General features: G+C 36.2%; 11 protein-coding genes. 6 read left to right on the plus strand and 5 right to left on the minus strand.

Going from position 1 to position 14,836, the window contains the following annotated elements:
• Positions 1–165 precede the first annotated feature (165 nt).
• A complete protein-coding gene (locus AC2CGN_RS03910; protein WP_484512248.1) occupies positions 166–603 on the minus strand; it encodes a MarR family winged helix-turn-helix transcriptional regulator in 438 nt (145 codons plus the stop codon).
• 120 nt (positions 604–723) lie between these two features.
• Between AC2CGN_RS03910 and AC2CGN_RS03915 the strand changes: the two genes are divergently transcribed.
• Positions 724–1,311 carry an NAD(P)H-dependent oxidoreductase gene (locus AC2CGN_RS03915; protein ID WP_054770328.1) on the plus strand — a complete coding sequence of 196 codons (588 nt, stop codon included), beginning with the start codon at positions 724–726 and terminating at the stop codon, positions 1,309–1,311.
• Between the two features lie 24 nt (positions 1,312–1,335).
• Here the strand turns inward: AC2CGN_RS03915 and AC2CGN_RS03920 are convergent, their stop codons facing one another.
• From AC2CGN_RS03920 to AC2CGN_RS03930, 3 genes are read right to left on the minus strand one after another with little or no spacing between them, the layout of a single operon-like run.
• Positions 1,336–2,409 carry a sensor histidine kinase gene (locus AC2CGN_RS03920; RefSeq protein ID WP_484512250.1) on the minus strand — a complete coding sequence of 358 codons (1,074 nt, stop codon included), beginning with the start codon at positions 2,407–2,409 and terminating at the stop codon, positions 1,336–1,338.
• The gene (locus AC2CGN_RS03925) at positions 2,406–3,083 is read right to left on the minus strand and encodes a response regulator transcription factor (RefSeq protein ID WP_484512252.1); all 678 of its coding nucleotides are present in this window, start codon (positions 3,081–3,083) and stop codon (positions 2,406–2,408) included. Before AC2CGN_RS03925 ends, AC2CGN_RS03920 begins: the two co-directional genes overlap by 4 nt.
• 17 nt (positions 3,084–3,100) lie before the next feature.
• Positions 3,101–4,855 (minus strand): ABC transporter ATP-binding protein, encoded by a 1,755-nt coding sequence (locus tag AC2CGN_RS03930; RefSeq protein WP_484512254.1) that lies wholly within the window; start codon positions 4,853–4,855, stop codon positions 3,101–3,103.
• 279 nt (positions 4,856–5,134) lie between these two features.
• Here AC2CGN_RS03930 and AC2CGN_RS03935 point away from each other — a divergent pair, with 279 nt between their 5' ends.
• The 3 genes from AC2CGN_RS03935 (at position 5,135) to AC2CGN_RS03945 (ending at position 10,320) form a co-directional block, all read left to right on the plus strand.
• Positions 5,135–6,391, plus strand: a complete 1,257-nt coding sequence (locus AC2CGN_RS03935; RefSeq protein ID WP_484512256.1) for an MFS transporter — start codon at positions 5,135–5,137, stop codon at positions 6,389–6,391.
• A gap of 128 nt (positions 6,392–6,519) precedes the next feature.
• Positions 6,520–7,284 carry a helix-turn-helix domain-containing protein gene (locus AC2CGN_RS03940; RefSeq protein WP_484512258.1) on the plus strand — a complete coding sequence of 255 codons (765 nt, stop codon included), beginning with the start codon at positions 6,520–6,522 and terminating at the stop codon, positions 7,282–7,284.
• A 30-nt stretch (positions 7,285–7,314) separates the two neighbouring features.
• Positions 7,315–10,320: an efflux RND transporter permease subunit gene (locus AC2CGN_RS03945; protein WP_484512260.1), complete on the plus strand. Its 3,006-nt coding sequence runs from the start codon at positions 7,315–7,317 to the stop codon at positions 10,318–10,320.
• A 106-nt stretch (positions 10,321–10,426) separates the two neighbouring features.
• On the opposite strand, the gene AC2CGN_RS03950 is transcribed toward AC2CGN_RS03945, so the two are convergent.
• Positions 10,427–12,253, minus strand: coding sequence for a multicopper oxidase family protein (locus tag AC2CGN_RS03950; RefSeq protein WP_484513145.1), 1,827 nt, complete (start codon positions 12,251–12,253; stop codon positions 10,427–10,429).
• Between the two features lie 361 nt (positions 12,254–12,614).
• On the opposite strand from AC2CGN_RS03950, the gene AC2CGN_RS03955 reads away from it, so the two are divergent.
• A complete protein-coding gene (locus AC2CGN_RS03955) occupies positions 12,615–14,039 on the plus strand; it encodes a diguanylate cyclase (RefSeq protein WP_484512262.1) in 1,425 nt (474 codons plus the stop codon).
• Between the two features lie 304 nt (positions 14,040–14,343).
• Positions 14,344–14,826 carry a cell wall elongation regulator TseB-like domain-containing protein gene (locus tag AC2CGN_RS03960; protein WP_286922949.1) on the plus strand — a complete coding sequence of 161 codons (483 nt, stop codon included), beginning with the start codon at positions 14,344–14,346 and terminating at the stop codon, positions 14,824–14,826.
• The last annotated feature ends 10 nt before the right edge of the window (positions 14,827–14,836 follow it).

Here is a 14,836-nt window from a genome sequence, read left to right on the forward strand (position 1 = left end):
TCGAAGTTTCTGGAAGGGAGTAAGACTGATTACTGAGCGTTTTCGGTTCATTTATGAGCGGATTTCTATTTAGAGTGATCATTTTCCACCACAATAGAACAGTTAGAGCAAAACAATCACCACTGCTTCAAAGGCTCAGGAAAAAACTATTGAAGCAGTATATTGTTAATCTTTTTGTTGAAAAATCTTTTGTTCAAGGACGTATAGGGCATGTTGGATATCTTTTAGATCGTCCTGTGACGCATGTTGAATAAGCTGTAAAAAGCGTTCTTCGATACATGCGAAGGCTTCTCCCATCATTTTATCTCCTTCATCGGACAAGCGAATATACTGCTTTCTTCGGTCCTCTGTGTCGTTAAATTTTTCAATTAGGTTTTGTTCTTGTAATTTTCGTAATTCACGACTTGTGTTGGATAGGGACATATGCTGACATTCACTTATTTCAGTCGGAGTGACGGGATGGCTTACTTTAATATATTCGAGAATTTTATATTGAAGCGGTGTAATATTGGCTACTGTCACATTTTGAGTGAGGTCGTGTGTCACTTGATGGACAGTGGCTGTAAACGTCACGAATTGATGAAATAAACTGCTTTTATCCAATTGGATCACCTCTTATTGTCAAGATAACAAATAACTTGTCTTAAAACAATTATCATTTGACAACAAAAATAAAATGGATTATTATTTTGTTATCAAATGATAAGTATTTGGAGGCATAGGATGAAAACGTTAATTGTCTATACATACCCAAACCATAAAAGTTTAAATTATGCTTTTTTACAGGAGGTGATAAAAGGGTGTCGAGAGAACCCTGCGATAGAAGAATTACAGATAGTAGATTTATATGAAGAACAATTCGATCCGCGTTTAGTTTTTCATGAGCATAAACGACGGCGTGATATGTATCGTGATCCGCAATTGGAAAAGTACCGCCAACAGCTTACATGGGCAGATCAAATTGTTTTTGTCTATCCAATTTGGTGGGGGAGACCTCCAGCAATGCTACTAGGGTATATTGATCAATTATTTGCTTCTAATTTTGCTTATCGGGATACGAAGGGATTATTTCCTATAGGGCTCTTAAAAGGAAAGTCAGTTGTTTGTGTGTCCACAATGAAAGGGCCAACGAATTATCCATTCTTATGGTTGAATAATGCCCATAAAATTTTGATGAAAAGAGCATTATTTAAATTTGTAGGGATGAAGAAAGTGAAATTTTTTGAGTTTGGGAATATGGAAAGTAAAAAGGGGAAGCAACAGCAAAAGCTTGACAAAGTGTATCGATATTTTAAAAAGGTTGCTTACTGATGAAATTATCTCGTGCAGACGTGCTTAGTCGTTTGCACGAGTTTGTGTACTGTCGATAGGTAGTGTTATGATAAAGGTTGTAAATTCAGCAAGCTTGCTCTTTACAGCAATGGTACCATGGTGCATTTCAATAATTTTTTTAACAATAGCCAACCCTAAGCCGCTACCGCCATTTGTAGCTGTTCGTGATTGATCGGCCTTATAAAATCGCTCAAAAATATGGATTAGCTGTTCTTCGGATAAACCGATGCCTGTATCTTGAATAATAACTGTAATTGTATCCAAATGCTGTGTCATCGATAAAGTGATTGTACCGCAGTCAGGCGTAAATTTAATGCTATTCGTTAGCAAATTCATCCATACTTGATTTAGCAAATCCTCGTCTGCCGTAATGCTTATATTATCAAGTTGAAGATCAAAGTCGAGTTGTTTCATTATCCAATTAGGCTCAAGTGCCAATACAACATTGCGTAATTGTTTATCAAGTCGATAATTTTTCGCTTCAAATGGATGATGCTGTGATTCTAGAGAAGTAAGCTTAAGCAAATTATCACTAATTTTTGATAAGCGATTACTTTCTAATTCAATGATTTCTAGGTAGTGTCGACGCTTTTCTTCAGGCAGATTAATATTTTTAAGTGCCTTTGCAAAGCCATTAATAGATGTTAAAGGTGACTGTATTTCATGGGAAACGTTTGAAATGAACTCTTGACGCATTCTTTCAAGTTCGCCTAATTCCACAGCCATATGATTGATGCCATGAATTAATTGCCCAAATTGATCTTCTTCATCTGCTTTTAAATCTAATTGGACATCAAAATCACCTTTTGCCATGCGACTTAATGCATCCACAATTGTATCCCAATAGTTTCGTTTTCGATTTAATCCGATTAAAAAGATAATAGCGGCTGAACAGGCAAAGAGCACAAATACACCTATCACTGTTCCTAACTGTAGCCAAAATCCTTGAGGTTCTGCACCTAATCGACCATAAAGCCATGTGGTTGCATGATAGGCAAGAAAAGCAAATACAGTATTTGCCATGAGGAACAGGCAAAGGACCATGATCAACTTGAAAAGGAATCTGCGTTTTCTCATGTGGTTAGTTCCAAGCGATAGCCAAGACCACGAATGGTGCGAATGATAAAGCCACTCATTTCTTGTGGAAAACGTTCGCGTATTCTTTTAATATGGACATCGACTGTCCGTTCATCTCCCTCATAGTCATAGCCCCAAATTTTTTCAATTAATTGTTCGCGTGAAAAGGTTTTACCTACATAGCTCGCTAGCGTAAATAATAGCTCGAACTCCTTTAATCGAAGTATTATAATTTCTCCGTTCCAATCGACTTCATGTGTCTGACGATTAAGTTTGACATTGCCAGCTTCTACAATCTGTGAGGCCGAAATACGATATCTTTTTAATATCGACTTTACACGGACAATTAGCTCAGCAGGCTCAAATGGCTTTACGAGATAGTCATCTGTCCCTAATTGAAAGCCCTTGACCTTTTGAGACGTTTCTCCTTTAGCTGTGAGCATGAGGATAGGGAGATCTGTATCGAATGAACGTATTTCCTCACATAGTGTCCAGCCATCCATGTTTGGCATCATAATATCCATCACGACCATCTCCACTTTTTCAGCGGCTAACTTGGACAGTGCATCAACACCGTCCGTAGCTTCTATAACCTCTAAACCTTCATTTTGTAAAAATACTTTTACTAATTCTCGAATATATCCATCATCATCCACCACTAATAGTTTTGTCATCAAAACATATCCCTTCGTCATTCCTCTTTAATTCGTAATTGCTGCTTCGCAAACTCACGATACATTGCATGTGTTTCAAAGAGCGTTTCATGTGTACCACAGCCTGTAATATGCCCTTTCTCTATAAATAATATTTGATCGGCATCTACCACTGTTGATAGACGATGAGCTATAACTAATGTTGTGCGACCTTGCATTAAATTGTCTAACGCTTTTTGTACATAAATCTCTGACTTGCTATCTAAACTAGATGTTGCTTCATCTAGCATTAAAATTTGCGGGTTCCGTAACAGGGCTCTTGCAATGGAAATACGCTGACGTTGCCCACCGGAAAGCTTGATTCCTCGTTCTCCAACCTCTGTGTTAAACTTATCTGGCAGATCATTTATAAAGTGATCAGCATAGGCCATTTTAGCCACTTTTTCTAGCTCATCATCCTGCACCTCACGGTCAACACCGTAGCAAATATTGTCACGAATCGTTCCTGACAGTAGGGCACTTTCCTGCGCCACATAGCCAATTTGACTGCGCCAAGAGTGGAGTGAGAAAGTTTCAATTGGTGTATCTCCTAGTGTAATACTGCCGCTAGTTGGCTGATAATATCGCTCTAAGAGAGAAAATGTTGTTGTTTTTCCGCCACCACTTGGTCCAACGATGGCCGTTACTTTGCCTGGCTCAATGGTAAAGCTAATATTGGACAAAATTGGTTCCTCATCATAAGAGAAGTCCACATTTTTGACATAAATCGGTTGATCTACTTTTTCTACTGTTAAGCCGTCCTCAATATGTTCTTCTTCATGTTCAAGTAACTCGCTAATTCGTTCCGTAGCTCCCATAGCCTTTTGAAGTTGCGTAAAGAACATAGTTAATTGGGTCATAGGCATAATGATTTGGATTAAATATAAAATAAATGCCACCATATCGCCAGCAGTTAGTTCCCCAGAGGATACACGAACACCACCGTATCCAATAATAGCGACAAGTACTGACATCAGAACAAATGAAATTAATGGCGAAATAAGCGCATGAATTTTTGCTTCTTTTAAGCCAAAGGTAAAGAGATTTGTAATGCCCTTTTTTCCACGCTCATATTCAATTTGCTCTGCATTCGATGCCTTAACTAAGCGTGTTTCAGGTAAAACTTGGTTCAGCACGGATGTAAACTTCGCTGTCTCATCTTGCATACCCTTTGAAATCACAAACATGCGTTTACCAAGCAACATTAAAATAACCATCGCCAGTGGAACAGCGATTAACATTACCAGCGTCATTTTCCAATCTAAGAATAAGAGGATGATGATAGAGCCGATGATGGAAATAACACCAGATAAGCAGTTTGCTAGATGCTCCGTAATAAGCTCCTTCACGACCGCTGTGTCATTGGTAACACGGCTTAATGTTTCACCAGTATCGTGTTCATCATAATAGGGGATTGGTAAATGAAGCAGCTTGCGCCAAAGTTGATCCCGTAATTTTGCCACAACATGTTGTCCAACTCGGTTTAAATAATAGATGGATAATCCACTAGCAATAGCCTGTGCGATAAAGGCAATACCCAGTAAAATGATTTGCCAATAATTAAGCGATTCTAATGAAAAGCCATCCACTAACTGTTTTGTAAATAAGGGGACGATAAAGCCTACACCCGTTGTAGCTAAACTCATAATTAAGGCAATAACTAGCAGCCAAATAGGTGGTTCAGCTCGTTTTACTAATTGTATAAAACGTCGCCAATCTTGTTTTTTAGTAGTATCTTTTGATGTTTCTTGCAAAGAAATAAGCCTCCTTCAGTGTTCTATGGCTTTTACTATAGCATCTGTTTATGAACTGAATATGAAATGAATTGTAATGAAGCTACAATAAGTGTACGAAATTACCACTTCTTAATTATTACAATAAAGAAAAAATAAATAAAGAGGTTCCTTTTTTTGGAGAGATGCCATATAATATTCATAAACCGACAGTCGGTCTATAATGTTCACTGAAAATCGAAATACGAGTGATGGCTGAATGATTTAACATCCATTTAGCACAGGAAAGGGGTTATTCAAATGGAATCTCAGATAACAAGAAAAGGCTTTTCAAAAGATTTTAACCTAATGGTGGTTGGACAAATTATTTCCATTTTAGGATCTGCTCTTTTAAGGTTTGCTCTTTCACTTTATGTATTAGATATTACAGGTCGTGCAGATCTTTTTGCTGTACTATTTGCGATTTCAAGTATCCCGATTTTACTTGCACCACTTGGAGGAGCTATTGCTGACAGATTCAATCGACGTAATTTAATGGTACTATTTGATTTTGTCAGTAGTGTAATCGTGTTTATTTTTTTATTTTGGCTTATAAGTGATAATAGTTCTATCGTCTTTATCGGTATCGTCATGGTGTTACTTTCACTTGTAAGTGCCATGTACACGCCAGCAGTTATGGCTAGTATCCCTGTACTAGTAGAAGAAGAGAAGCTTGAGCAAGCAAATGGCATTGTCAATGGGATTCAAGCATTGTCGGGTGTAGCGGCTCCTGTGCTAGGTGGAATATTATACGGCATGATTGGCTTAAAGGTGCTTGTCATCATGAGTGGAGTGCTCTTTTTTCTATCAGCTCTGTTAGAGATGTTTATTACCATTCCATTTAATCAACGACAACAGGACGGACATATTATTCCAACACTTATCAATGATTTGAAAGAGGGCATTAGCTATGTAATAAAGCAATCTTTTATCTTCAAATGTATGATTTTAGCAGCATTATTAAATTTATTATTAACCCCATTGTTTGTTGTAGGTGTACCAATAATTCTCCGGGTCACAATGCAAAGTAGTGATACGTTATATGGAATAGCAATGGGATTAATCGATTTTGCTACTATTTTAGGGGCTTTATCGATGGGATACTTTGCAAAAAAAATGGGTATCAGTAATTTGTATGTTTGGATTTTCATCACAGCCTTATTGATTGTTCCAATGGCCATTTCAGTTATGCCTATTATGCTTACGATTGGCTATTATCCTTCTTATATTGTTTTTGTCATCAGCACCCTTTTGATAGCTATGATTATGACAGTTATTTCTATTTATGTTATTACAGTTGTCCAAAAAGAAACACCCAATGAAAATTTAGGGAAGGTTATGGCAATTATTATTGCCGTTTCACAATGTATGGCACCAATTGGGCAATTATTGTATGGTTTATTATTTGAGGTATTTAGTAGTAAAATCTATGTTCCAATTTTAATGATTGGTGTATTCATGGTGATCCTGGCTTTAGCAACCAACAGAATATTACGATTTGAAGAGAGAAATAATTAACTTTTTTGGGTCCCTTATATAGAAGGGACTTTTTTATTACCTCAACGACATGAAAAACAAATCTTGGAGAAAGGCTTGACCTTCAAGTTGGTTGAAGGTTTACCATTGGAAATGAGAGGTGTGATGATGTGAAAAAATATATGACCATTCAAGAGTTCTCTGAAAGAACAGGTATAGCCAAAAGCACTCTACGCTTTTATGAAACCAAAAATTTATTAATGCCAGAGGAAAGGAGCCTAAATGGCTATCGTGTGTATGCAGATAGCCAGATTGCAACTGTAAAATTAATATCCACTTTGCGTTTGGCGGATGTTCCTATTAATGAAATTCAACTTTATTTACAGGAGCAGAATGAAGCGATTCGTCAAGAGATGATGCAAAAATGGATTCAACATATTAAGAGAAAAAGAGATTTATTGGATATTAGCTTGCGTTATTTAGAAAGTGATTCTATTCGAGAGGATATTTATTTAATTGATAAAAATGATGAAAAGATTATTTGGTATACAGCCAAATCGACGACAGGGAAATTTGGAGCAAGCTTTGCACAAAGAGCAAATGAATTAAAACAATTAAATATCCGTATTAAAAGCTACTATTTAAATTATTTATCAGGGCAAGACGAAATTAAAGCTCAAATTGGCTTTGGAGTTCCAGTAGACACAAATTTAAATATACATATAGATTGTGATTTTATTGAACACATGCCTGCTTGTATATGTCTGGCACTACCCTTTAAAGAGCATATGTCAACGATTAAGGATGGTTATATTAAATTACTACAATATGCACTTCAACATAAATGGGTTCCTACTCGATCCATTCTAGAGTGGTATCGAGGTGATGATTTTACACAATTAGATTTATTGTTACCTGTTATTCAAATGGAGTAGTAAGATTTTACATAATTAGGAAGGTGTAATATGAAACAATTTATCCGTTTTACTATGAAAAATGCTTTAACAATGATATTAATCATACCTCTTTTTATTGCAGGTGGGATTTATTCATTAAAAACTTTACATATGGAGAAGTACCCAAACGTCGATATTCCATATTTGACAGTAATTATTCCTTATCAGGGAGCCTCGCCAGAACAAGCTATGAATGATATTGGAAAGCAAATGGAAAGAGCGTTCCTCAAGCTTGAAGGAAGAAAAAATGTTTACACGAACGGTGTAACGAATGCTGTCTATTCAACAATCGAATTTGATATGACAATGGATATGAAGGAAGCAGAGCAGCTTGTAAGGAGAAGTGTGGATAGTTTACAACTGCCTAAATTAGCAGGTGAACCTCAATATGAATTAACGAGACCTGGTGGAAATCCAAATAGTTTCACAATGGGTATATATGCGCCAGAAAAAATCGACGAAGTTCAAAAGTTTGTAAAGGACACAATACTCCCACGATTGACTGTTATAGAGGGTATAAGTGACTTAGAAATGAGTGGAACAACAGAAACATCTGTATTTATACGACTTTTACCGCAAAAATTAATAGCAAATGGTTTTACATTCAATGATGTACGAGAAGCAATTATAGCAAGTAATCCTTCTGTGCCAACTGGAGATATTACGATTTCAAATGAAATTTTACCAGTAAGAATTAATAGTGCGCTTACATCTATTGAGGACATTAAAAATGTAAAGCTTTTTACGAAAGAAGGAGAATATACTGCAAAGACTTTAGGTGAAGTAGCTGAAGTAACAGATGAAAGTAAATATACAAATAATATAACACGCATTAATGGCAAGGAGGGAGTTAGTTTCAGTATTATTCCTGAGGGTGGTGCCGATGTAGTAGGAATTATTGATCAAGTTAAGAAGGAAATGGATTCTTTAGCTATTCCAGAAGATTATAAAATGGAGATTTTGCACGATCAATCTATTGAAATTAATCAATCCGTTCATTCAATGCTCCGTGAAGTATTTTTAGGTGCATTCATGACGATCCTCATCACATTATTATTTTTAAAAAATTTTCGTTCGACTATTATTGCCGTCATCTCAATCCCAGTTTCAATTTTTGCATCTTTTCTTTGGCTGAAAGCAATGGGATTTACATTAAATATTATGACACTTGCTGGGATTGCTGTGGCAGTTGGACGAGTTGTAGATGATTCTATCGTTGTTATTGAAAATATATTTAGGAGAGTAAGGGCATCAAAGGAAAGAGACGAAGAATTAATAGAACAAGCAACAAGTGAAGTTGCAACTGCGATAACGTCCTCAACCATAACAACCATTGCTGTTTTTCTTCCACTCGCTTTTGTACCAGGAATTGTAGGCAGTTTTTTCAAGCCACTTGCATGGACCATTGTCATTTCATTGTTAATTTCTTTAATGGTTGCCATCACTATTGTACCAATATTGTCAAAGGTCTTTTTATTAAAAACTAAGCCCAAACTCTCACATGAGAATGTCCTTCAAAAGTGGTATCGAAAAAGTTTAACCTGGACCTTGCATCACCGTCTAATTACATTATTTGCTGCGCTAATTATTTTAATAGGCACTACTGTCAGCATTGCACCCAAGCTAGGGACAACCTTTCTACCACAGGAGAAAGTGAACAATTTCAAGGTTGAATTGACAATGGAAAATGGAACTTCCTTAGAAAAAGCAACTGATGTGGCTAGTAAAGTAGAAAATATATTATTAAATCAAAAGGAAATCAATCTTATACATACAGTTATTGATCCGCAATCAAAAAATGCAACGATTTCTTTTGTAGTCAATGATTCTGTAAAGGAATTGTATGAATATGTTAGTAATTTGCAAGTACAGTTAACAACAATAAGTGGACCTAAGGAGATGAAGGTATCAGGTATTGGAGGAATTATTGGAGGGGCAGAAAACAAATATACGTTAGTAGTAAATGGTACTAATTTAGAAGAAATAAAAAGAGCGAGTGAACAGATAACAGACGCTTTAAAGAAAGTGCAAGGTATGGAGAATGTGACAACATCTTTAGAGGGGGAAGTACCTGAAATCATTGTAGATTTGGATGATACGAAACTTACCGAGAAAGAAATGATGCCAGCAACGATTGCACAACATCTTCGAGCACTCATTAATGGCGATGTAGTCACAACTATGCAAGCTGCTGATGAAACTAAAGAAGTGAAGCTGGGATTAAAAATGGCTGAGATGACTTCGCTTAAAGATTTCGGAAAGGTTCAAATCAGTAATGCAATGGGAATTCCCGTCATGCTGAATGAAATAGGAGAACTAAAAAGAGTTCATAATATCACTTCCATTTCACATCTTAATGGTGAAGAATATATTATGGTGTATGGAACCATTACTGATGAAAAAGTAGGAGATGTAACTGCTCAGGCAGATAAAATGATTAATAAACTACAGCTTCCTGAGAATATTAGCTATTATAAAGAAGGTGTATCAGCTTCAATGGATGATGGTTTCAGGGATTTATCAATTGCCATAGGAATTAGTATATTTTTAGTATATTTGATACTGGTATTTACCTTTAAGGAAGGAAAAGCGCCATTTGTTATCTTGTTTGCAATTCCGTTCTCAGTTATAGGTGCAGTAATAGGTCTTTATATTGTAAAGGAACCCATCGGCATGCCTGCAATGATTGGTTTACTAATGTTAAATGGGATTGTTGTAACGAATGCAATTGTACTTATTGATAAGGTGAAGCAATTTGAAAGAAGTGGCATGACCAAACAATCAGCTTTAGTGGAAGCAGGCGTTATACGTATTCGTCCTATTTTAATGACAGCTATCGCTACAATGGGAGCATTAATACCCATGGCAATTTCGAATGAAACGGGTATGGTATCAAAATCACTTTCTGTTGTAGTGATAGGTGGACTATTTACTTCTACTTTTTTAACATTGTTTATTGTACCTATACTTTATAGCCTATTTCAAAAGAATAAAAAATCATTAAACCATATTTAAAAATTTTACGACAGAAAAGCGCAAGAAATCAACGTTTCTAAAATGATTTCTTACGCTTTTTAGTTTTGACCAGTTTAGTCCCAGACCTTTCAAAAATAATGTTTCGCTAGTACCATTTACTCCTAGGCCTAGTTGACATTCTTTCCTGAGGTTGAACCTCAGCAGATGGGAAAATCGGTTGAGGGATTTTACGTATATCTGTTTCCTGATGAACAATTGTCTGTTTATCTTCATCCTCAAGACGATCCTCAGTTGCTTGACTAAGACCTGAATCATTACTTAAGAGAGGTGTTGTTTGCAGATTGCTGTTTTCAATAGTAGCAACAGTTTCCTGATGCTCAGATGGAGAATGTTCTATTTCAGCTTCGGCATGAGGCTGCTGCACAGGATGAACATCCTTTATCACAAGGATTGGTCGCATCATATCATGATCTTCGTGCTCAAGAAAATGACAATGCCACATATAATGACCGATATGATCTTTCCAGTGCATTATAATTTTCGTCACTTTTCCTGCATCTGCTTTGACGGTATCCTTCCAGCCTTGTTCATAGTCACGAGGTTCTTCAGGAGGTCCTGTAAATTCCAGCCTTCCTTCATTTTGATACAGCTCTAAATCAAATGGACGTCGTTCCACTATTTTGAATTGTATTAAATGCAAATGAATAGGATGGATGAACGGTGTGGCATTAATAAAACTCCACATCTCTATGCTATCAAGTGCAGGTTTTTCTGTGGCAGGATCATGGTACATCCGATTATTTAATAAAAGCATCGGTCGACCAAATTCATCCGTTGTAGCGGTTAATGGTAGTTGTCTCTCGATATGTGCATGGTGAGGGTGCAAATCCATTGAAACGGCAAGCATTTCTGGGATTTCACTAGTATCTTCACATTTTAAAGGGAGAGTAACTTTGAATTGCATAAGAACGTTTGTATGCTCATCGATGAAATCTTCATCAGAATTGACTAATAGTATTTCCTGACCGTCACATTTAGAGAAATCAATAATGACATCAGTTCGTTCAGCTGGTAGTAATTCAACAGATTGTATTTCTCGAGGTGCTGTTAAAAAACCGCCATCTGTCCCAATTTGAATCATTGGTTCTCCATTTGAAAGGCTGATAACATATCCTCTTCTATTGGAGCCATTTAGAAAACGAAATCTATATTTACGAGGTTCGACGTTTAAAAAAGGCCATACCTTACCGTTGACAACGATTGTATTCCCCACAAATCCAGGCGTAATTGATGGATGGACGGGAACTGGAAATGGTGGCTCATCAGGATAGAATAGTGAACCATCTTCATTAAACGATTTATCTTGAATTAAAATTGGATATTCGTAGTCACCACAGGGCAAATTAGAACGCTCCTCAAGGGTATCCCGCAAGAGATAAAAGCCCGCTAATCCTGCATAAACATTTAAGCGTGTTAATGCCATTGCGTGGTCATGGTACCACATTGTTGTACCAGGTTGATGATTTGTATATTCATGTACTTCTTTATTGAATTTTGGTCCCGTATGCATATAGTCTCTTGTGTACCATGCTTCTGGATGACCATCGCTTTCCCAATCTACATTTGCGCCATGTAAATGAGTGACTGTTCTTACCTCTTGGGAATCATTGGCAGCATGAAGCGTAAAATCGACTGGTAGAAAATGCTTTGTAGGTAATAGATTTTTATATCTGACGTAAATTGTTTTGTCTTTTTTAGCTTCAATCGTCGGGCCAGGATAAAGCCCGTTATAGCCCCAAATGATGGATTTTGGGAAATCCTTATGAAAACAATGCTCTGCCTGTATCATTTGTAACTCATAATAATCTTTTCGTTGTTGACCTCTATAATATTTTGGTTTAGCAGTGCTTGGTTTTGGTAGCTCATCAACAAATTTTGGAATAGTAGCTGGATCAGCAGGATTAATATTCATGGTCAAAACATCACGTCCCTTTTTTGAGTACTTTAGATAGCTAATTACTTCATCATATGGGTGAAAACAATAGGCAACTGGGACAATAATGGAGAAAATTTGTGCAAATATGAAAAAATATCTACACTTCAGTAATGGATGTGTGATGTTGATTTCAAGGAATAGTGAGGGAAGTTAAATAATCATTGCCATGTAGATGAAGAACGAATTGCTTGATGCATGATTGTAGGAATATTTTCTACTATTCTATAAATTATCAATCGGTAAAGTTTGGTAAATGTTGAAAAGTACGGACGACAGGATACAGTTGTTTTATAATGGATATATTAGTTAATCTGGGGGTAGGAGAAGTGGTGATACGTTGGAATTAACATTAGAACAATTAAATAAAACAATAATGGAAATGCGAACAAAGGGCCTTTTAACGGAAGCATTAGCCCTTGCTGAACAAGGTCTATTAGTAGCAATAGAGAATCAAAATTTTCAACATGGATTGGATTTATATTATCAAAAGTTATTAATACACTTCGCGCTAGGAAATACATTAGGTATGGTGAGCCTAATTCCTGTATATGAAGCGTCTTGTCAAAAATATGGTACTGCAAAAGACTTCATGCATTATTACCTTGTCATGTCTTTATTATATGATGCAGTTGGTTTTAGAGAAAAAACAATCGAAATGACAAAAAGGTCGATTGACTATGCACATGAACTTAACGATTTAATTATGCTTGTTCGAGGTCATAATAATTTATGTTATCTAGAGGTTGAGAAAGGCTGCAACGATGAAGCACTACAAGCTGGTTTACTGGCTAGAAAATACAATCAGCAATTATTGAGGAAGCTACCTGAATTAGCGAGGTTACATGATATTCGTATTAATAATAATTTAGCTGATGTTTATATTTTTGAGGGAGATTTTGACACAGCACAGACTTTATTAGACAGTACGTTGAATTCACAGATTATTCAGCGCCATAATCGTGAAAGGGTGGCTGCTTTGTTTGGATATGGGTTTTTATATGAAAAACAAGATAGTCTTAAAGAGGCAGTGAACTATTACAAACAGTCAATAGCGCTGGCACAATCGTATGGGGATAATGCTATAACCAAGAAAGTAATGCGTTTGCTTTTAAATGTACTATATCAGTTGAATTGGCGAGATGAAATTTTTGAAGTGCAGCGTGCATATATAGAGCTTTCTGAAAAAATGAGCGCAGATAATTTGCTACAGCAGGTGATGAACTTAGAATTTAATCGCCATAAGGAAAAGCTTGAAAAAAAGGCACTCTATGATCCTTTAACGGGTGTCTTAAATCGGCATTTCCTTGATGTTGAGATTAATGAAAGGCTATATGAGGCAAAAATCAACAGAAAATTTGTTGGTCTGGCTGTTTTAGATCTTGATTATTTTAAATCGTATAACGATACGTATGGACACTTATTTGGTGATCGTGTTTTACAAATTCTTGCGACTGGCCTTCGTAATTTTTTACAAAAAGAAGATGCGGAGATTATTCGCTTTGGTGGTGATGAATTTGTCATTTGTATTCGTCATAAGCAGAAAGAGTTTGTAAATAAACTGTTCCAAGATTTGCATACCTTTTTACTTACATTGACGTTGGATCAACATATTGAAAGTGAAACACTAAAGGTTAGCATGGGCGCATGTATCAATAATCAGAAAAATTATGACTTTAAAACTTTATTTGAGCATGCGGATCAATGTTTATACCGAGCTAAAAAAAATGGCCGGACTACCTGTATTATTAATGGATTGCAATAAATATTTTTAATTCCTATTTGATTTGTGAATAGGAATTTTTTACGTTGAAAAGGCTGTCATTTTTTATCAAAAATCGAAAAATAAAAATAACTATTCGAATCATTTGAAAACCTTATTCTAGCAACGTACAATATATGAAATTAAGAAACACGACAGGACAAAATTGTTGTATAATGTTGTGGTATGAGGAAAGAAAGCAGGTTGACAAAATGGAGAGCAAAATGAAAGGTTACGTAGCTTTTAACATGCTAAATCAGGCAATCGAGTTAAAGCATAAGCTAGATGTGAAACATAAGGTGAATAAATGAAAAACTGGTTGATTTTCATTTCTGTCTTTATGGTTTCATTGTCACTTGTCATAGGTATTTTAGTATTATGGAAAGCCGAGGCTCCGTTCCGATCAATTGAAGAGAAGGCTGAACAGTTGGCACTGGATGCCAAGGCCCTCGCAGTCGTTTCGGAGTCCTACACATATAATGGCAAACATTCGTATGTTACTGTATTTGGAGTAGACGAATATGGTGATAAAAAAGCTGTCTTTGTTCCTACGAATCTAGATGCTGATTCAATGCAGGAAGTATTTTTGAAAGATGGTATTAACGAAAAGCAAGCATTATCGGTTTTTAAAAAAGAAGGAAATGTACAAAAGGTACTCAATATGAAATTAGGCTATGAGGAGCCCGGTGCTGTTTGGGAAATTTCGTACCTAAACGATCACGATAAGCTCAACTATGTCTATATTATGTTTGAGGACGGCGATTGGTGGAAGCGCATTACGAATTTATAAGAGGAGTAGA

It is taken from the genome of Lysinibacillus sp. DFXJR4, assembly GCF_057196045.1.